This window comes from Novacetimonas maltaceti (assembly GCF_002906255.1).
In the GTDB taxonomy this organism is placed as follows: Bacteria; Pseudomonadota; Alphaproteobacteria; order Acetobacterales; family Acetobacteraceae; genus Novacetimonas; species Novacetimonas maltaceti.
In genome coordinates, this window is record NZ_POTC01000002.1 from 55,611 (window position 1) to 76,016 (window position 20,406).

Here is a 20,406-nt window from a genome sequence, read left to right on the forward strand (position 1 = left end):
TTTCCGATTGCTACCACAAGAGCCACCGAGGAGTGCCGGATGCCTGCCCTTCCCCCCCGCCTGGCGGTTTTCGACATGGACGGCACGCTGATCGACAGCCTGCCGGACCTTTCTGCCTGCGCCTGCCGCCTGCTGCACCATTACGGCCTGCCCCCCATCACCCCCGATGCCCTGCGCCCCATGATCGGCGATGGCGTGGGCGTGCTGGTGCGTCGCCTGCTGGCACATGCGGGCGATGCGGCGCGCGACATCGACCCCGATGACGCCGTCAGTCGCTACATGGCGGACTATACCCCACATTCGACCGACCTGTCGCATCCCTTCACCGGCACCCGCGCCACCCTGTCGGCCCTGAAGGGCGCGGGATGGAAGCTTGCGGTCTGCACCAACAAGCCGGTGGCGGCGGCGCAGCATATCCTGCGGGTCATGAAACTCGACCCGTGGTTCGACGCGGTGGGCGGCGGCGACAGCTTCGCCGTGCGCAAACCCGACCCGCGCCACCTGCTTGGCACGATCGAAATGGCCGGCGGCATGCCCGAACGCGCGATCATGGTGGGCGACCACCGCAACGACATTGCCGCGGCCACGGGTGCCCATGTGCGCGGCATCTTCGCCCGGTGGGGATATGGCGCGCCGGAAATGGAGGCCGGGGCGACCGCAGGCGCGGATTCCATTTCCGAAATCCCGCACATTGCCCGCGACCTGATCCCCGACTGACCCGTCCCCTCAGACGTCGAGGTTCGCGACCTTCAGCGCGTTGCCGACGATGAAGTCGCGACGCGGTTCGACCACATCGCCCATCAGGGTGGAGAACACCTGCGCCGCGTTCTCCACATCCCCCACGCGCACCTGCAACAGGGTGCGCATGGCGGGATCGAGCGTGGTTTCCCACAACTGCGCGTCGTTCATTTCGCCCAGTCCCTTGAACCGGTTGATCGAAAGCCCGCGCCGCCCCTGCGCGATGATGCGCTCATAGACCGAGGCCGGGCCGTCCAGCGTGATGGTCTGGCTGTCGAGCGACAGTTCCACCCTGCTGCCGAAATCGGCCGCGATGCGGTCATGGTGTTCGGACAGCCAGCGGACCTCCGCACTGCGCAGGGTCGCGGGATCAAGGCGATAGACCTCGCCCACGCCACGCACGCTGCGTGCCATTTCCAGCCCGTCGGCGCTCGCCGCGACCTTCCATCCACGCTCCGATTCCGCGGAGACGGCGTCAAGCCGCGACTGGAGTGCGATGACCCGCTCCGGTGTTGCGGCAGGGTTGGCCGAAAGCGCGCCGGCAATGGCCGCCTGTTCGAGGATCCAGACCGGCGCGCGCACCGCAAGGCGCGACAGGGCGCGCGAGACATCGCGGATGAAGGCGACCTCGCTCCGCAGCGCGTCCCCTGTCACCTCACGCCCGTCGCCATAGCGCAGGGTCGCATGCGCCAGCGCCTTGTCGAGCAGGTATTCCTCCAGCGCCGCATCGTCCTTGAGGTAACGCTCGTCATTGCCGCGCTTGGCGCGGTACAGCGGCGGCTGCGCGATGTAGAGGTAGCCGTTCTCGATCAGTTCGGGCATCTGGCGGAAGAAGAAGGTCAGCAGCAGCGTGCGGATGTGCGACCCGTCCACGTCGGCGTCCGTCATGATGACGATGCGGTGGTAGCGCAGTTTCTCCAGCGAGAAGCCGCCATGTTCCACGTCGCCCCGCCCGATGCCCGTGCCCAGCGCGGTAATCAGCGTGCCGATTTCCGCCGAGCCCAGCATGCGGTCGAATCGCGCGCGCTCCACATTCAGGATCTTGCCCTTCAGCGGCAGGATCGCCTGGAACCGGCGATCCCGCCCCTGCTTGGCCGTGCCACCTGCGGAGTCACCCTCCACGATGAACAGTTCGGACTTGGCCGGATCGCGTTCCTGGCAGTCGGCAAGCTTCCCCGGAAGCGAGGAGATGTCGAGCACCCCCTTGCGCCGCGTCAGTTCACGCGCGCGCCGCGCCGCCTCGCGCGCGGCGGCGGCGTCCATCACCTTCGCCACGATCTGGCGCGCTTCCTTGGGATGCGTCTCGAACCAGTGGGAGATCATGTCGGCGGCGGCGGCATGCACCACGGGCTGCACCTCCGACGACACCAGCTTGTCCTTGGTCTGCGAGGAGAATTTGGGATCGGGCACCTTGACCGACAGCACCGCCGTCAGCCCCTCGCGCATGTCCTCGCCCGCAAGGGCGTGGGAGTCCTTCTTCGACGCGTTCGCCTCGGCATAGCGGCCGACGATGCGCGTCAGGGCCTGGCGGAACCCGGCAAGGTGGGAACCGCCATCACGCTGGGGAATGTTGTTGGTGAAACACAGCATCGTTTCATGGAAACTGTCGTTCCATGTCAGGGCGAATTCGACCTTGATGCCGTTTTCCTCGTTCTGCAGGCTGCCGGTGATCGGCGGCTCCACGATCGGGGTCTTTCCATGGTCGAGCCATTCGACAAAGGCGGACAGCCCCCCTTCGTAATGGAACGCCTCTTCCCGCACGGGGGTATGGCGTTCGTCACGCAGGATGATGGCCAGCCCGGAATTGAGGAACGCCAGTTCGCGCAGACGCCGTTCCAGCACGGAAAACTGGAACTCGACAATGGCGAAGGTCTCGGCGCTCGGCTTGAAGGTGACCTGCGTGCCGCGCGGTTCGTCACTGTCGCCCACGACGCTCAGCGGCGCCTCGCGCTCACCCGCGCGGAAGCGGATCATGTGTTCCTTGCCGTTGCGCCAGATCCGCACCTCCATCCATTCGGACAGGGCGTTGACCACCGCGGCGCCGACACCATGCAGGCCGCCGGAGACCTTGTAGGAATTCTGGTTGAACTTGCCGCCCGCATGCAGCTTCGTCAGCACGACTTCGGCTGCGCTGATCCCTTCCTCATGGTGCATGTCGGTGGGGATGCCGCGCCCGTTGTCGCGCACGGTGACGCTGCCGTCACCGTTGAGCGTCACGATGCAGGTGGTCGCGTAACCGGCCTGCGCCTCGTCCACCGCATTGTCGATGATCTCGAACGCCATGTGGTGCAGGCCGGAGCCATCATCGGTGTCACCGATATACATGCCCGGACGCTTGCGCACCGCGTCCAGTCCCTTGAGAACCGAAATGGAGGCAGCATCATAATCCGCGGGTGTGACGGGAATATCCCCCGCTTCGGCATCGTGTTTCTGATCGGGATTGGATGGGTCAGACATGCCGGACAGATGCTCCAAAACAGGGTCACGCGTTGAGGGGATGTTATACATCGAACCCGCCTCCGGGACCAAGCTTTCCCCTTCATAAATCGGGGGAATCAGGGAATTGGGACCAGGGCGCCGTCGCGGGGCATGACAAAGGCCGCCTGATCACGCAGGGGAGCGAACTGCGCCGCGTCCGTACCGCTGAGCATCACGGTCGTCTCCAGCCGTCCGATGGCGCGGAACAGCGCCTCCCGGCGCGCCGCATCCAGATGCACCAGCGGCTCGTCAAGCAGGATTAGCGGCGCCTGCCCCCGCACCTGCGCGATCAGGCGGGCATGCGACAGGACCACGCCGACGAGCATCGCCTTCTGCTGCCCCGTGCTCGACTGCGCCGCACTGCGCCGCGTGGCGCGGTCATGCAGGTGCAGATCGGTGCGGTGTGCGCCAATGAACGCACTGCCACGCGCACGGTCGCGCCCGCGTGACGCCGCAAGCTCAGCACGCAGCCAGTCCTCCACCGCGAGGGCGGGCGCATGTCGCAGGCGCTGCGCGATGTCGCTTTCCAGTGTCAGCGCCGTTGCGGGAAACCCGTCGCACAGCGCCACGTCATCCCCATTGAGCAACCCGACCAGACCGACACGCGCCGCCGTGGCCGCAACGCCATGGCGCGCCATCGCATCCTCCAGCGCCGCAAGCCAAGCGGGGTCGGCCCCGCCAGAGGCCAGCAGGCGGTTGCGCTGCATCATCGCATGGTCGTGTGCGGCAATTTCACGCGCATGCCCCGGTTCCATCGCCAGCACAAGCCGGTCAAGGAAACGGCGGCGTCCCGCCACCCCGTCCTGAAACAGGCGGTCCATCTGCGGCGTCAGCCACACGGCCGACAGGAAATCGGAAACCCGCCCCCGGTTGCGCAGCGCCTCCCCGTCAAGGCGGACGATGCGGCGTTCGGGGCGGGCGGGGTCGGAACCCACGGCAAGTTCCCGCATCCCCGCCTCGACCCCGTCGGGCACGTCAATGCGTGCCGCAACACCCCAGCGCGTGCAGCCATGGCGCGGCAGGTCGGCCACCCGCGCGCCACGCAGGCCACGGCCGGGCAGCAGCAGCGAGACGGATTCAAGGAGGTTGGTCTTGCCACTGCCATTTTCGCCCACGACCACCGTAACCGGCGTCTCAGGCGTCCATGACAGGTGGCGGTAATTGCGGAAATCCGTCAGGACCAGCCGCGAAAGATGGGCCATACGTGCCCGAAAACCCGACGCGCGGTCAGACGCGCATCGGCATCAGCACATACAGTGCCGAAGGACGGTCCACATCGCGCACGATGGTGGGGGCGGAACTGTCGGAAAACGCGAATTCGACGTTCTTGTCGATCTGGTCGGTGATGTCGTTGAGGTAGCGCGCCTGGAACCCGATCTCGATCGGGCTTGCGTCATAGACGACGTGGCTGTCGTCCAGTTCTTCCGTCGCGGTGCCCTGGTCCTGGCTGGCGGCGGACAGGGTCAGCAGGTTCTGCGTCACCGTCAGCTTGACCGGGCGGGAGCGTTCCTGGCTGATCGCCGCCACGCGCGATACCGCGTCGGAAAAGATCTTCTTGCCGACATGCAGGATCTTGTCGTTTCCGGTGGGGATCACACGCTCATATTCGGGGAAGGTGCCGTCAATCAGCTTCGACGTCAGGATCACGTTGCCCACAGTGAACTGGATGCGCGTGTCAGACAGGGCGATGCCGATATGTTCCGGCCCTTCCTCCAGCAGCTTGCGCAGTTCGTTGACCGTCTTGCGCGGGATGATGACGCCGGGCATGCCCGCGGCACCTTCCGGCAGGTCGGTCTCCACGCGCGCAAGGCGGTGCCCGTCGGTCGCGACCGCGCGCAGCATCTGGCCCTGCGGCGTCTCGGCCACATGGAAATAGATGCCGTTGAGGTAGTAGCGCGTCTCCTCCGTGGAGATGGCGAAGCGGCTGCGGTCGATCAGGCCGCGCAGCGCCTGCGACGCGATGGTGAATTCATGCGGCAGCGCCCCGGCCATCATGGAGGGGAAGTCGTCCACATCAAGCACGTTGAGGCTGGTGGTGAAACGCCCCGCCCGCAGGCCCAGCGGCGCATCGCCCCCGGCCTGGTCGAGTTCGACCACCGCGCCATCGGGCAGGCGGCGCACGATGTCGCACAGCACGGCCGCCGGCGCGGTCACCGCCCCGTCACGCAGGGTTTCCGCCGAAATCCCCTCAACCACCGCGATTTCCATGTCGGTTGCCGTCATGGTCATCAGGCCGTCCGTGACATTGATCAGGACATTGGCAAGGATGGGGATGGTGTTACGCTTCTCTGCCACGCCCTGAATATGCAGCAGCGCCTTGAGCAGGGTCGCGCGGTCAGCCTTCAGCTTCATGTGTAACAAATCCTCCTTGCCCGGCGGCACAGCCCGTTACAGGACAGCGCAATGGGGGCAATAGGTCTAGCAGCCTGATGGAGATGCGAAAAGAGGCCCGTGCGAAAAAGTCAGCTTTCGAGCATCCGGCGCAGCAGTTCGACATCCTCCGCGAAAGCGGGATCCTGCTCCATGAGTTCCATGACCCGCCGCACGGCATAGATCACGGTAGTATGGTCGCGGTTGCCGAACTTGCGCCCGATTTCGGGCAGCGAGCGCGAGGTCAACTGCTTCGACAGGTACATCGCCACCTGCCGCGGCCGCGCCACCACGGTCGAACGCCGCGCCGAAGACATGTCCGTCAGGCGGATGTTCCAGTGCTCGGCGACCTTGCGCTGGATCTCCTCGATCGTGACGCGGCGGTTGTTCGCCTTGAGGATGTCATGCAGCACATCCTGCGTCGCCTCCAGCGTCACGGGGCGGCCGAACAGGTTGGCATGCGCGATCAGGCGGTTGAGCGCGCCCTCAAGCTCGCGCACGTTCGAGGTGATCTTGTGCGCAAGGAATTCCAGCACCTTGGCCGGCACATCGACGCCGGACGCCGTGGCCTTCGCCTCAAGGATGGAGATGCGCAGTTCGAACGTGGTCGCATGGATATCGGCCACCATCCCGCAGCCAAGGCGCGTGCGCAGCCGGTCTTCCAGCCCCGACAGGTCGGAGGGCGACTTGTCCGCCGAGACGACGATCTGTCGCCCGGCATCGACCAGGGCATTGAAGGTGTGGAAGAATTCTTCCTGCGTGTTGTCCTTGCCGATCAGGAACTGCAGGTCGTCGATCATCAGCACATCGACCGAGCGCAACTGCTCCTTGAATTCCATGGTCGATTGCGAACGGATGGCGGCGATGAAGCGGTACATGAACTTTTCGGCCGACATGTAGGCGACCGAGACCCTGCCCTCGCGCACCAGTTCGGAGCCGATCGCATGCATCAGGTGCGTCTTGCCGAGGCCGACGCCACCATACAGGAACAGCGGGTTGAACCCCGGGCTTGACGGGCGCTCGGCCACGCGCCGCGCGCAGGCATAGGCGAATTCGTTGGGCTTGCCGACAACAAAGGTCTCGAACGTGAAACGCGGGTCCAGCGGGGCGGCAAGGTCGCTGCGCACTTCCGCCGCGCGGGGTTCCGCCTCCGCGGCCGCGACTTCCACGGCGGGCGTGGCCGTGGCGGAGGCAGGCACGGACTCGGCAATCACGGCCTCCCCATCCCCTGCCGGGGACGGGCCACGCGCGACCTGGAGTTCGACGCGGCGGATGGCCGGGATTTCCGCATGCCACAGCGCGCCGAGGCGATCGCCATACTGCCCCCGCACCCAGTCGCGCAAAAAGCGCGTGGGCAGGTACAGCGTGATCTCGTCCTCCTCGACGGTGCCGACACCCATCTGTCTCAGCCAGGTGTTGTATTCCACCTCCCCGACCTCGGCCTTGAGGCGGGCGCAGATACGCGACCAATGGATGTCGAGAATGCTTTTCTGCGCATTCGCCTCGGCAACCTCGTCATATCCTTCCAGTCCGCCCGTCATCTTCACTCCCGGCCATTCAGGGACATGACAGTCCGCGCCCGCGAAATGCCTGTTCAACGTTAAACACACCATCCCCAACGCATGCGGACACGTTCGCGTTTTCCGCGCCATGAAGGCACGAAAACCCATGCGCCGACACATCGACGCCCCAGCAGCATACCGATGAGGATGTGCAGAAGTTAGTGCAGGGAATCGGAGGAAGCAACGGGAATCTGGCCGCGCGGCGATCAAAACCGACTCCGCGACAGAAAAACGCACGAAAAGGAAACGCCCCGCAAATAAAAAGGACCGCACCATGCCCAAATGACACGATACGGTCCCAATCGTTACACGTGCAATACTTTACCCGTGCAGGCAGTCCTCAATCCAGTTCAATGGATCAGGCGGCGGCCAGCGCCTTGATACGTGCGGACAGGCGCGAAATGCGGCGGGCCACGGTGTTGGCGTGCATGACGCCCTTGCCAACCGCGCGCTGCAGTTCGGGCTGCGCCGCGCGCAGGGCGACGGAGGCGTCTTCCTTCTTGCCTGCCTCGATCGCGGCTTCGACCTTCTTGACGAAGGTGCGCACGCGGGAGATGCGGGCGGTGTTGCGCGCGTTGCGGCGCTCGGTCTGACGGATGCGCTTACGCGCTGATGCAGTATTGGCCATCGTTCTCAGTTCAGCAAAAAATCAGGTTACGGCGGTCCGCCACCCGATAGTTGCGGACATCCAGATATCAGGATCGCGGTCTAGTCCACCCTTTCCCCATCCGTCAAGACAAGTCTTGCGCCCCCGGCGCGGTTTCCTGCCGTCGCGGGCAGAAAAATGACGACCTCCCGCCCTGGACGATCCGCACCACGCCATCGCAGGCGGACGGGCCGGGACAGTCGGGGCAGCCCTGCCCCGCGCGGCCATAGACACGCCACGCATGCTGGAAATACCCAAGCTCCCCGTCGGGTTTCACGTAATCACGCAGACTCGACCCGCCGGCGGCGATTGCCTCGGTCAGGACATCGCGAATGCTCGTGACAAGGGCCGCGCAGTCCCCATCGCCCAGGCTCGCCCCCGTGCGTTCGGGATGCACGCCCGCGCGGAACAGCGCCTCGGACACGTAGATGTTGCCCAGCCCCGCCACGACGCGCTGATCCAGCAGCAGCGCCTTGACCGAGGTCCTGCGTCCCCGTGCCGCGCGGGCCAGTCCTTCGGCACTGAACCCGTTGCCCAGCGGCTCCGGCCCCATGCGCGCCAGCAGCGGGTGGGATGCGACCGCATCGGCCGCCAGCAGGTCCACGATGCCAAAGCGGCGCGGGTCCACAAGACCGCAGCGCGCGCCCTGCTCGGTCAGGATCAGCAGGTGTTCATGCCGCGCGGCGGGCACGCCGGCGTCATGGCCCAGCACGACGCGCCCCGACATGCCAAGGTGCAGCAGAAGCACCTGACCGTCATCAAAGTGGACGAGGATGTATTTGCCCCGCCGCTCGAACCGCGCGATCACGCGGCCACGCAGCGAGTCGGCCAGTCCCGGCGGGAAAGGCCAGCGCAGCCCCTCGCGCAGGGGGGTGGCAGTTGCAATCTTGTGACCTTCGAGATGCAATCGCATCCCGCGCATCACAGTTTCTACTTCAGGGAGTTCCGGCATGACTGATTATAAGGTTATATCTCCTCATCATGAGCGACAATAGCCACCACCCACACCCCACCCCATCCCCGTCCGCCGGCGCAGCGCCAGGCGGCGGTCCCTCCGGCACGACCGATTTCGGTTTCCGCGACGTTCCCGTCACGGAAAAGAAATCCATGGTCCGCCAGGTCTTCGACAGTGTCGCGGGCAAGTACGACGTCATGAACGATGTCATGTCCCTGGGCATCCACCGGGCCTGGAAAAAGATCTTCGTCACGGAACTCGGCCCGCATCCGGACCTGCGCCTGCTCGACCTTGCTGGCGGGACGGGCGACATCTCGTTCGGCTGGCTGCGTGGCGGCGGAGGCCCCGCGATCCTGTCGGACATCAATGTCAGCATGCTGGCGGTCGGGCGTGACCGCGCCCTGTCGCGCGGCCTTGTCTCCGGCCTCAATTTCGTTGCCGTCGATGCGGAGGCCATCCCCATCGCCGACTGTTCCGTCGATCGCGTCTCCATCGCGTTCGGCCTGCGCAACTGCACCGACAAGCTGCAGGTCCTGCGCGAGGCGCGGCGCGTGCTGCGTCCGGGCGGGCGGTTCCTGTGCCTTGAATTCTCCCGCGTGCAGGTGGCCGCGCTGGCCCCGGTCTATGACGCGTGGTCGTTCCAGGTCCTGCCGCGCATGGGGGCGGCCATCGCGGGGGATCGCGAAAGCTACCAGTACCTTGCCGAAAGCATCCGCATGTTCCCCGACCAGGAGACGCTGGCGGAGATGATGCGCGAGGCCGGACTGGAACGCGTGACCTACCAGAACCTGTCGGGCGGGATCGCGGCCATCCATTCGGGCTGGCGCATCTGACGGGGACTGCGGCCATGAATGACGCGCGCCCGTCCGTCCTGCTGGTTGTGTGTGGCGGGATCGCCGCGTTCAAGGCGCTGGAACTTGTCCGCCGCCTGACGGCGCGTGGCGTGCGGGTGCGCGCGGTCCTGACCCGCGCGGGCGCGCGCTTCGTCACCCCGCTCAGCCTGCAGGCGCTGACGGGGGAGCGTGTTTATGAAGACCTGTTTTCCCTGACGGACGAACAGGAAATGGGCCATATTGCCCTGTCGCGCGCCAGCGACCTGATTGTCGTATGCCCCGCCACGGCGGACATGCTGGCGCGCATGGCGGCAGGACTGGCCGATGACCTGGCCAGCACGGTCCTGCTGGCGACCGACACGCCGGTCATGGCCGTGCCCGCGATGAACGTGCGCATGTGGCTACATCCCGCAACCCGCGCCAATGTCGCGACACTGGCCGCGCGCGGCGTCACCTTCGTCGGGCCGGAAGACGGCCTGATGGCCTGCAACGAGACCGGGCCCGGCCGGATGAGCGAACCCGACACCATCGCCGATGCCATCATGGGGGCCCTGCGCCCTGCCGCGCGGCCCCTGCATGGCCTGCGCGCGCTGGTCACGGCGGGGCCGACGCACGAACCGATCGACCCGGTGCGCTACCTCGCCAACCGGTCTTCGGGGCGGCAGGGATATGCGATCGCCAATGCGCTGGCGCGCGCGGGAGCCACAGTCACGCTGGTCAGCGGGCCGACCACCCTGCCGCCCCCACCGGGCGTCGAACTGCGGCGGGTGGAAACGGCGGTTCAGATGCTGGCCGCGTGCGAGGCCGCCCTGCCGTGCGATATCGCCGTCTGCACCGCCGCCGTGGCCGACTGGCGCGTGGCGGGGGCAGGTGCGCACAAGATCAAGAAGACACCCGGCGCGCCGCCGCCAACCCTGACGCTGGTGCCCAATCCCGATATCCTTGCCCACCTGTCGCAGCCCGGCCCGATGCGCCCGCGCCTCGTGGTCGGCTTCGCGGCCGAGACCGACGATGTGCGCGACAATGCGACGGCCAAGCGCCAGCGCAAGGGCTGTGACTGGATCATCGCCAACGATGTGCGCGCCGAAACCGGCATCATGGGCGGGGATGAAAACGAGGTCACGCTGATCACCGCCACGGGTTGCGAACACTGGCCCCGCATGTCCAAGGACGCGGTGGCGCAGGGACTGGCCCGCAGGATCGTGGCGGCGTTCGCGGCCATACCTGATACCGATACACCTGATACCGCCCCTGACGGAGTTCCTGCATGACCCCCCCTTCCCTTCCCGTCCGCATCCGCCGCCTTGCCCATGCCGAAGGGCTCCCGCTGCCTGCCTATGCCACCGCGGGGGCCGCGGGCATGGACCTTGTCGCGGCGGTGCGCGAACCCATGACGATCTGGGCGGGGGGACGCGCGCTGGTGCCCACGGGCCTGTGCGTCGCGCTGCCTGCGGGATACGAACTGCAGATCCGCCCGCGTTCGGGCCTTGCGCTGAAACACGGCATCACGCTGCCCAACGCCCCCGGCACGATTGACGAGGATTATCGCGGCGAGATCGGGATCATCATGCTCAACACCGGGGAGGAGGCGTTCGTGATCGAACGCGGCATGCGCATCGCGCAGGCCGTGCTGGCCCCCGTGGTGCGTGGCGTGTGGGAGGAATGCGAAACCCTTGACGACACCGCGCGCGGCACGGGCGGCTTTGGCAGCACCGGGACGGCGACGGGAACGGCACCGGGGACGACAGGGTGAACGAACCGCCCCTTCCCGCACACAGCCACAGGGTCCGCCCGAACCTGTTCGACCTTGTGGGGCTTGTCATCCTGATGGGGCTTGCCGTGGCGCTGGCCACGGTGGGGCGGCGCATGCTGGTGCCGCTGCCCCCTGCCGCGGCACAGGTCATCCATCTCGACCCGACATGGCTGCCGGGCTACGCCCTGCGCACGACGTTCCGCATGTTCGCCGCCCTGCTGGCGTCGGTGGCCTTTACCTTCACCTATGCCGTATGGGCCGCGAAAAGCCGCCGCGCCGGGCAGATCCTGATCCCGATGCTCGACATCCTGCAATCGGTGCCGATCCTCGGGTTCCTGACCTTTACGGTGGTCTTCTTCCTCGGACTTTTCCCCGGCCGGATGATGGGGGCGGAACTCGCGGCGATCTTCACCATCTTCACCAGCCAGGCGTGGAACATGGCCTTCAGCATGTACCAGTCGCTGCGTACCGTGCCTGCCGACCTGGAGGAAGCGGCCCGCTGCTTCGGGCTGACGGCATGGCAGCGGTTCTGGCGGCTGGAGGTGCCGTTCGCCATCCCCTCTCTGGTGTGGAACGCCATGATCTCCATGTCGGGCGGCTGGTTCATGGTCGTCTATTCCGAGACGATCACCGTGGGCAATACGGACATCGCCCTGCCGGGTATCGGGTCATATGTCGGCACCGCCATCGCGCATCGCGACCTGCCGGCGATCTTCTATGCCATCGTGACCATGCTGGTGGTCATCCTTGCCTATGACCAGCTACTGTTCCGCCCGCTGGTCGCGTGGTCGGCGCGTTTCAGCGTCGAGGACACGCAGGGCGAGGCAGCACCCGACCCGTGGGTGCTCGCACTCCTGCGCCGGACGTCGCTGCTGCGCCGCACCAGCGATGCGCTGGGCCGGGCGCTGACCTTCATCGGCTGGCTGCGCATCGGGCGCGCGCCCTCCGACATCACGCCATCGCATGTCTCGGGCCGGGTGCTCGACCTTGTCTGGTGGGCGTGTCTTGGCGTGTGTACGCTTGTGGTGGGCGAACGGGTCGTGACCTATGCCGCCGGGCATTTCACCGCATCGCAGGTGCTGCATGTCATGGGGCTGGGCGGACTGACGCTGCTGCGCGTGCTGGCGACGCTGCTGGTGGCGTCGCTGGTGTGGGTGCCGGTGGGCATCTGGCTGGGGCTGGACGCACGCCGCGCACGCCGGGCGCAGTTCGTGGCACAGTTCATGGCCGCCTTCCCCGCCAACCTGTTCTTTCCGCTGTTCGTGCTGTTCATCGTGCGTTTCAACCTCAACAGCAACATCTGGCTGACGCCGCTGATGCTGCTGGGCACGCAGTGGTATATCCTGTTCAACATCGTCGCAGGCGCCGCGTCCTATCCCACCGACCTGCTGGAAGCGGCGCGCAATTTCCAGGTGCGCGGCAGGTTGTGGTGGATGCGCGTGATGCTGCCGGGTATCGTGCCGTTCTTCATCACCGGGGCGATCACCGCATCGGGCGGGGCATGGAATGCCGCCATCGCCACGGAAATGGCAAGCTGGGGGTCCACCACGCTGCGCGCGCAGGGGCTGGGCGCCTATATCGCGCAGGCCACGATCGACGGCGCGACCGACCGCGTGGGGCTGGGGATGGTGGTCATGTCCCTGTTCGTCCTGCTGTTCAACCGTGCGGTATGGCGTCCGCTGGCCAATTACGCCGCGCGCCACTTCACCTTCAACTGAAAGCCCGAGATGCCTTCCGCACCGCCTTCCCCGCATACACCCCCCGAAAGCGAGACCCTGGTCCGGATCATCGACTGCAAGCAGGCTTACCACAAGGAAAGCGCGACCGACCTGGTTGTGCTGGACAATGTGAACCTGACCCTGCATTCGGGGGAGATCGTGGGACTGCTGGGCCGGTCCGGGTCGGGCAAGTCCACGCTGCTGCGCATCATCGCCGGACTGCTGACGCCCACATCGGGCGAGGTGATCTGGAAGGGGAAGAAACTGACCGGCCCGGCCGCGGGCATCGCCATGGTGTTCCAGTCCTTTGCGCTGTTCCCGTGGCTGACGGTGCAGAAGAATGTCGAACTGGGGCTGGAGGCCAAGGGCGTTCCCGCCGCCGAGCGCGAGGACCTGGCCGAACGCGCGATCGACCTGATCGGGCTGGGCGGTTACGAAAATGCCTACCCCAAGGAACTGTCGGGTGGCATGCGCCAGCGCGTGGGCCTGGCGCGCGCGCTGGTGGTGCATCCCGACCTGCTGCTGATGGATGAACCGTTTTCGGCGCTCGATGTGCTGACGGCGGAAAACCTGCGTACCGACCTTGTGGAACTGTGGTCGGAGCGCAAGCTGCCGATCAAGTCGATCCTGCTGGTGACGCATAATATCGAGGAAGCGGTCCTGATGTGCGACCGCATCCTGATCTTCTCCTCCAACCCCGGGCGGGTGGCGCATGAACTCAGCGTGCCGTTCGACCATCCCCGCAACCGCGAGGACGCGGCCTTCCGGCAGTTCGTGGACCGTATCTATGCCCTGATGACCCGTCGCGCCCCGGTCATTTCCGAAGCCGACCTGACCGAGACCGGGATGGCCACGGCCGCCGCGCCGGTCGAAGCCATCGCCCTGCCGCGCCTTGCGATCAATACGATGGTCGGCATGATGGAAACACTGGCCGCCGACCCGCTGGACGGACGCGCCGACCTGCCGCTGCTTGCCAGTCGGCTGCAGCTTGAACTCGACGACCTGTTCCCGCTTGGCGAATCGCTCCAGCTTCTGGGCTTCGCGGAGCTTGAGGACGGGGACATCCTGCTGACGCCCGAGGGCATGCGCTTTGTCCAGAGCGAGCATGACGAACGCAAGCAGATCCTGTCGCACAGCCTGCTGCGCAACATCCCGATGGTCCGTTCCATCCGCTCCGTCCTTGATGAACGTCCCAACCATCGCGCCAGCGCCGAACGCTTCCGCGATGAACTGGAAGACAGCATGTCGCCCGATTATGCGAAACAGACGCTGCAGACCCTGATCGGGTGGGCGCGTTATGCCGAACTGTTCGATTTTGATGAAGAAGCGGACCAGCTTTTCCTTGACGACCGCGACCGGAGCAACGGCGCGGTCTGAGGCCACAGGAAAGACCCAGAAGGAAGACTGAAAACTACAAAAGTTTTTGGTGAAGCTTTTTTCAAAAAGCTTCAGGAGACGTCACATACCCGGATGAAACGGCGACATCCCAAAACCTTCATGGTTTTTTACTGCCAATATATTTAAACAAGACTTCCTCCAGCCAGAAGCTGGCCATACTGGCCGTCCGACTCGGGTATTCTGTGCCACCTTCCCATTGACCGTAAACGTCACCCCCACAGACCCAGTCATCGCGCAATGACCTGATACCATGACCCGCACAAGGGGACATAAGAAACTGCGGTTTTCGGGGAATATGTCAACTACGGCCCTTCCCTGTCATGGAAGGATTGGAGGTCCGGGCGGGAATCGAACCCACATTCACGGATTTGCAGTCCGCTGCATCACCACTCTGCCACCGGACCTGACCGGGACAAGCGCTATATCCACTCAATCGCGCCGCAGGTCAAGCCGTTGTGTGCAGCCAACCTGCTAGGCAGACATGAAAAGCGGGAATAGAACGGAACCTGCGGGCAACAACAATCAAGCACCCGTCGCGATTGCACGGATCGCCGCCCCCGCCCCGGCGGGAGCCGATGGAAGGGAAGGTCATGAAGCAGCCAGTTATCGAATATCCCCCCCTTGATTACGAAGCGGCGCGCCAGCGCATGGTCGATGCGCAGATCCGCCCCGCACAGGTGAACGACCCGCGCATCATCGCCGCAATGCGCCGCGTGCCGCGTGAACTCGCCCTGCCCGAATCCATGCGGGAATTCGCATATGCGGACCAGTCCCTGCCGCTGCCCGACGGACGGGTGCTGACGGAACCCCGCGTGGTCGCGCGGATGCTGCAGGTCGCCGCCCCGCAGGAGGGCGAGCGTGTATTGGTCGTGGGCGCCGGGACGGGCTACCTCGTGACGCTGGCCTCGGCAATGCAGGAAGGGCTGCGCATCGACGCACTGGAATCCGACGCGACCCTTGCCGCCATCGGCCGCGCCCTGTGCCAGACGTTCGCCCCTGACGTGTCATGGCATGCCGGTCCCCTGTCGGCCGGGGTGCCGGGCAATGCGCCTTATGACCTGATCCTGATCGACGGGGCGGTCCGCGCCATCCCGCCGGCCATCGTGTCGCAATGCGCGCCGAACGGGCGCATCGTAGCACCCGTCTGGCCCGAAGGCGGGGTGGCATCGGTGTGCATCGTGGTGCCCACGGCAGATGGCAGCGCGACCAGCGCCGCATTCGACGCGAACGTGCCGCTGCTGCCGGAACTGGCCCCCGCGCCGGCATTCTCGTTCGACGCCTATGCCTGAAAGACCACGACATTCCCCACGCGGCCCCTGCCGGGAACGGTTAACCTGAGCGCAATATCCCCGCGATAGTGTCTGCCCCGCAGGCAGTTGCGCCTGCGTCATGGGCCGGACGCTGGGGATATCACATGAAGGGATACTGGGTCGTTGGAATCGGGTTTGCCGCAAGCCTCCAGCTGGGCACTGCGCTGGCACGCAGGCCCGCTCCCGCGCCGCAGCAGGCCCCGGCCACGGTTCCCCATACCCTGCAGGAGGCGCTGGCCGCCGCGTATCTGAGCAATCCGGTCCTGCGCCGCGAACGCGCCACCCTGCGCGCAACCGACGAACAGGTGCCCGCGGCCCTTGGCGGATGGCGGCCGACCATCACCGGCACCGCCAACATGAGCTATTACAGCGGCAGCATGCTGATGGCGCCCGAAGGCGGCGGAAACGGGTATGCCCGCCGCTATGACCTGCCGGGCTATGGCGCGGGCGTGAACATCAGCGAACCGATCTATACCGGCGGGCGTACCACGGCCTCCACCCACCGCGCGGTGCATGACGTGATGGCCGAACGCGCGCGCCTGATCCAGACCGAACAGCAGGTCTTCACCGATGTCGTCAACGCCTATGTCGGCGTGATCGAGGATGAGCAGATCCTCAGGATCGATATCAATAACGAGAAATTGTACCAGGAGCAGCTCCATACCACGGAACTGCGCGCCCACGGGGGCGAGATCACGCACACCGACGTCGCGCAGGCGCAGGCCGCACTGTCGGCCGCGCGCGCCACGCGCCAGCAGGCCGAAGGCACGCTGGAGGCCGCACGCGCGACCTACCTGCAGGTCGTGGGCGCGGAAGCCCCCGACAACCTGCAGCCGCCACAGCCGCTTGTCCTGCCGGTACAGTCGGAACAGGACGCCACGGCCCGCGCGATGGAAAACAACCCCGGCGTCATCGCCGCCCTGTTTGACGAGGCGGCGCGCAAGGACGCGGTGGGCGTCGCCTTTGCGGCCCTGCTGCCCTCCATCAGCGCACAGGCCAGCTACGCCCACGACATCAACCAGGAGGAAGGGCGCTCCAACTACGACAACAAGATGGCGCTCGTCTCCGCGTCGGTCCCGCTCTATCAGGGGGGCAGCGAATATGCCGCCGTGCGCGAGGCCAAGCAGCAGGTCACGCAGGCCCACCGCGCGGTGGAGGTCCAGCGTCGCAGCGCCATCCAGCTGGCCGAGGCCAGCTGGCAGCGCATCCTTGCGAACCGCGCCGCCATCGCCAGCAACCGCGAGGCAATTTCGGCCAACATCTCCGCCCTTGCCGGGGTGGAGCGGCAGGCCATCGTCGGCACCGGCACGACCCTTGCCGTCCTGCAGCAGCAGGAAACCCTGCTACAGGCGCAGGTCGCCCTGGTCATGAGCCTCGGCAGCCTTGTGCAGGCGTCCTATCAGGAGGTCGCGGCAATCGGGCGGCTGACGGCGCGTGACCTGAACCTCGATGTGCCGCTCTATAATGAAAAGGCGTATTACAGGGCCGTGCATGACCGGCTGTGGGGCATCAGCGACTATGCCCTCAAGGAGCCGGGACGCTGAGCGCGGGTGCCGTCTTTTTCAAGTCATCCGCGTTCTTCGAAGCTTTTTGAAAAAAGCTTCACCAAAAACTTTTGATACTCTGCAAAGCCATGCCGGGACCGAAGTCATGGTTTCCAAAGGGCAATGCCCTTTGGCGGGTTTCAGGGCAGCGCCCTGAGCCTCCCCCAAACAACCCGCGCATCTTGCGCCGTTTCTTTCGTGGCGGATTGGGGTATATCTGCGTGCGGCGGACATGTCGTGCGCCCTGCGTCTGATTTAGGTGGATCTGGTTTTTAGCAATGCTCGATAAGTCTTTCTCCCCCGGCGAGACGGAAACCTCCCTTTACGCATTGTGGGAGGGATGCGGAGCATTCGCCGCCGATCCCAGCAGTCCGCACCGCCCCTATACCATCATGATCCCGCCGCCGAACGTCACGGGCACGCTGCATGTCGGCCACGCCCTGACCATGACGTTGCAGGACACGCTGATCCGCTGGCGGCGCATGCAGGGGCGCGACGTGCTGTGGCAGCCCGGGACCGACCATGCCGGGATCGCGACACAGCTTGTGGTCGAACGGATGCTGCAGAAGGAAGGCACGTCGCGGCAGGAACTGGGCCGCGAGGCGTTCGAGAAGCGCGTGTGGGAATGGAAGGCGCAGTCCGGCGGCGGCATCACGACGCAGCTGCGCCGCCTCGGCTCCTCCCTCGACTGGCCGCGTGAACGCTTCACGATGGATGATGGCCTGTCGAAGGCCGTGCGCGAAGTATTCGTCACCCTGTATCGCGAGGGGCTGATCTATCGCGACCGGCGCCTTGTCAACTGGGACCCGGCGTTCCGCTCCGCCATTTCCGACCTTGAGGTCGACAACAAGGAAATGCGCGGCAGCCTGTGGTACATCCGCTACCCGGTGGAGGGGCAGCCCGGCCGCACCATCACGGTGGCGACCACCCGGCCGGAAACCATGCTGGGCGACATGGCGGTGGCGGTCCATCCCGATGACGAACGCTATGCCGACCTTGTGGGACAGTCGGTCATCCTGCCGCTGACGGGACGGCGCATCCGCATCGTCGCGGACGAACATTCCGACCCTGAAAAAGGCAGCGGCGCGGTCAAGATCACGCCCGCCCACGACTTCAACGATTTCGAGGTCGGACGCCGCCACAAGCTCGACATGCCCAGCGTGCTCGACGCTGACGCCCGCATCACGCTGGAGGAGATCGAGGACGAACTGCGCGCCGAGGACGGCATCGCCGATCCCGCCTTTGTCCGCACGCTGCAGGGCATGCCGCGTGACGAGGCGCGCAAGGCGATCGTGGCCGAGCTTGAACGGCTGGAATGGCTGGAGAAGATCGAGGCGCACACCAATCAGGTGCCCCATGCCGAACGCAGCGGCGCGGTGGTCGAACCCCGCCTGACGACGCAGTGGTACTGCGATGCCGCCACCCTCGCCGCCCCCGCGATCGAGGCGGTGGAGACGGGCCGCGTCGAATTCGTGCCGCGCCAGTGGGAAAACACCTTCTTTGCGTGGATGCGCGACATCCAGCCCTGGTGCATCAGCCGCCAGCTCTGGTGGGGGCACCGCATCCCGGCCTGGCACGGCCCGGACGGGCATGTGTTCGTCGCCCATGACGAAGCCGACGCCCAAACGCAGGCCCGCGCGCATTATGGCCGGGACGAGGCCCTGACGCGCGACGAGGACGTGCTGGACACGTGGTTCTCCTCCGCGCTGTGGCCGTTCTCCACCCTTGGCTGGCCGGAGCAGACGCCGGAACTTGCGCGCTATTACCCCACCGACGTGCTGGTGACCGGGTTCGACATCATCTTCTTCTGGGTCGCGCGGATGATGATGATGGGCCTGCACTTCATGAAGGACGTGCCGTTCCGCAAGGTGTTCATCCACGGGCTGGTCCGTGACGAACGCGGGCAGAAGATGTCCAAGAGCAAGGGCAACGGCATCGACCCGCTGGAAATGATCGACACCTATGGCGCAGATGCCATGCGCTTTACGATCTGCGCGCTGACGGGTCTGGGCCGCGATGTAAAGCTGGGCCGCAGGAAGGTGGAGGAATACCGCTCCTTCACCACCAAGCTGTGGAATGCGGCGCGTTTTTGCGAAATGAACCGCGTCGCCCCGGTGGCAGGCTTCGATCCCGCCACGGTAAAGTCCCCGCTGGGCCGCTGGCTGCTGGCCGAGGCCGGGCGCGCGATCACCGATGCCACGGCGGCGCTGGAGGCGTTCCGTTTCGATGAATACGCGGCCACCTGCTACCGCTTCGTGTGGAACTGCTTCTGCGACTGGTTCCTTGAATTCGCCAAGCCGGTCTTCAATGCCGAGGGGGATTCGCCCGAAGCCACCGAGACCCGCGCCGTCACCGCACATGTGCTGGGCCTGATCCTGCGCCTGCTGCAGCCGGTCATGCCCTTCATCACCGACGAATTGTGGCACCGCTTCGGCTATGGCCCGCAGGGCAGCCTGATGCAGGCGGCGTGGCCCGCGCCCGATACCGTGACCGACGCGGCGCAGGCCGGGGCGGAGATGGAATGGCTGATCCGCTTCATCACCGAAATCCGCACCGTGCGGGCGGAAATGAACGTGCCGCCGTCACGCCTTGCCCCCGTCCTGCTGCGCGATGCGTCGGCGCAGACCGTCGCACGGGCGGAAAAATGGTCAGAGGCCATCGGCCGCATGGCCCGCGTCTCCGAAGTCCTGCCGCTGGAAGGTGACATGCCGCAGGGGGCCGCGCAGTTGGTGGTGGACGAGGCCACGCTGGTCCTGCCGCTTGCCGGGATCATCGACATTGCGCAGGAACGCCAGCGGCTGGAGAAGGAATGCGGCAAGGTCGATGGGGAAATCGCCAAGGTCGAGCGCAAGCTGGGCAATGCCGATTTCGTCGCCCGCGCCAAGCCCGAAGTGGTGGAGGAAAACCGCGAACGCCTGGCCGCGTTCCGTGCGGAGCGCATCCGCCTTGATGCCGCGCTGGCGCGTATTTCCTGATCGTGCCGCCGCCATCACTGGCGGCGGACCTTCATCCTGACAAACTGTTGAAAAACAATCGCTTGGTAAAAAAGTAAAAGTTTTCGGGCGCCGCCTTCTGGATGACAAAGGCGGCGTTCTTCGAAG

General features: G+C 65.8%; 15 protein-coding genes and 1 tRNA gene. 9 read left to right on the forward strand and 7 right to left on the reverse strand.

What is annotated here, in order from left to right; translation table 11 throughout:
- The first annotated feature begins 39 nt into the window (after positions 1–39).
- A complete protein-coding gene (locus KMAL_RS01380) occupies positions 40–717 on the forward strand; it encodes an HAD-IA family hydrolase (protein WP_239019886.1) in 678 nt (225 codons plus the stop codon).
- Positions 718–726: 9 nt separating this feature from the next.
- On the opposite strand, the gene gyrB is transcribed toward KMAL_RS01380, so the two are convergent.
- The 6 genes from gyrB to mutM all read right to left on the reverse strand — a co-directional run bounded on the left by gyrB (position 727) and on the right by mutM (position 8,746).
- Positions 727–3,195, reverse strand: coding sequence for a DNA topoisomerase (ATP-hydrolyzing) subunit B (gene gyrB / locus KMAL_RS01385; RefSeq protein ID WP_239019887.1), 2,469 nt, complete (start codon positions 3,193–3,195; stop codon positions 727–729).
- Between the two features lie 98 nt (positions 3,196–3,293).
- Positions 3,294–4,418 (reverse strand): DNA replication/repair protein RecF, encoded by a 1,125-nt coding sequence (gene recF / locus KMAL_RS01390; protein WP_110093975.1) that lies wholly within the window; start codon positions 4,416–4,418, stop codon positions 3,294–3,296.
- 25 nt (positions 4,419–4,443) lie between these two features.
- A complete protein-coding gene (dnaN, locus tag KMAL_RS01395; protein ID WP_110093976.1) occupies positions 4,444–5,568 on the reverse strand; it encodes a DNA polymerase III subunit beta in 1,125 nt (374 codons plus the stop codon).
- Between the two features lie 110 nt (positions 5,569–5,678).
- Positions 5,679–7,127, reverse strand: coding sequence for a chromosomal replication initiator protein DnaA (gene dnaA / locus KMAL_RS01400; RefSeq protein WP_110093977.1), 1,449 nt, complete (start codon positions 7,125–7,127; stop codon positions 5,679–5,681).
- 379 nt (positions 7,128–7,506) lie between these two features.
- Positions 7,507–7,776, reverse strand: a complete 270-nt coding sequence (gene rpsT / locus KMAL_RS01405) for a 30S ribosomal protein S20 (RefSeq protein ID WP_110093978.1) — start codon at positions 7,774–7,776, stop codon at positions 7,507–7,509.
- Between the two features lie 103 nt (positions 7,777–7,879).
- Positions 7,880–8,746, reverse strand: a complete 867-nt coding sequence (mutM, locus tag KMAL_RS01410) for a bifunctional DNA-formamidopyrimidine glycosylase/DNA-(apurinic or apyrimidinic site) lyase (protein WP_110093979.1) — start codon at positions 8,744–8,746, stop codon at positions 7,880–7,882.
- A gap of 29 nt (positions 8,747–8,775) precedes the next feature.
- Between mutM and KMAL_RS01415 the strand changes: the two genes are divergently transcribed.
- From KMAL_RS01415 to KMAL_RS01435, 5 genes are all read left to right on the forward strand, one after another.
- The gene (locus tag KMAL_RS01415; RefSeq protein ID WP_110093980.1) at positions 8,776–9,582 is read left to right on the forward strand and encodes a class I SAM-dependent methyltransferase; all 807 of its coding nucleotides are present in this window, start codon (positions 8,776–8,778) and stop codon (positions 9,580–9,582) included.
- Between the two features lie 14 nt (positions 9,583–9,596).
- Positions 9,597–10,853 (forward strand): bifunctional phosphopantothenoylcysteine decarboxylase/phosphopantothenate--cysteine ligase CoaBC, encoded by a 1,257-nt coding sequence (coaBC, locus tag KMAL_RS01420; RefSeq protein ID WP_110093981.1) that lies wholly within the window; start codon positions 9,597–9,599, stop codon positions 10,851–10,853.
- Positions 10,850–11,335, forward strand: coding sequence for a dUTP diphosphatase (dut, locus tag KMAL_RS01425; RefSeq protein WP_110093982.1), 486 nt, complete (start codon positions 10,850–10,852; stop codon positions 11,333–11,335). Before coaBC ends, dut begins: the two co-directional genes overlap by 4 nt.
- A gap of 74 nt (positions 11,336–11,409) precedes the next feature.
- Entirely contained in the window at positions 11,410–13,053 is a 1,644-nt protein-coding gene (locus KMAL_RS01430; protein WP_408887876.1) for an ABC transporter permease, read from the forward strand.
- A 9-nt stretch (positions 13,054–13,062) separates the two neighbouring features.
- A complete protein-coding gene (locus tag KMAL_RS01435) occupies positions 13,063–14,430 on the forward strand; it encodes an ABC transporter ATP-binding protein (RefSeq protein ID WP_110093984.1) in 1,368 nt (455 codons plus the stop codon).
- A gap of 351 nt (positions 14,431–14,781) precedes the next feature.
- On the opposite strand, the gene KMAL_RS01440 is transcribed toward KMAL_RS01435, so the two are convergent.
- Positions 14,782–14,855, reverse strand: a tRNA-Cys gene (locus KMAL_RS01440).
- 186 nt (positions 14,856–15,041) lie between these two features.
- Between KMAL_RS01440 and KMAL_RS01445 the strand changes: the two genes are divergently transcribed.
- The 3 genes from KMAL_RS01445 (at position 15,042) to KMAL_RS01455 (ending at position 20,280) form a co-directional block, all read left to right on the forward strand.
- Complete coding sequence (locus KMAL_RS01445) at positions 15,042–15,740, forward strand: protein-L-isoaspartate O-methyltransferase family protein (RefSeq protein WP_239019888.1); 699 nt, start codon at positions 15,042–15,044, stop codon at positions 15,738–15,740.
- A 125-nt stretch (positions 15,741–15,865) separates the two neighbouring features.
- Entirely contained in the window at positions 15,866–17,305 is a 1,440-nt protein-coding gene (locus KMAL_RS01450; protein WP_110093986.1) for a TolC family outer membrane protein, read from the forward strand.
- Between the two features lie 278 nt (positions 17,306–17,583).
- Positions 17,584–20,280: a valine--tRNA ligase gene (locus tag KMAL_RS01455; protein ID WP_110093987.1), complete on the forward strand. Its 2,697-nt coding sequence runs from the start codon at positions 17,584–17,586 to the stop codon at positions 20,278–20,280.
- Positions 20,281–20,406 lie beyond the last annotated feature (126 nt).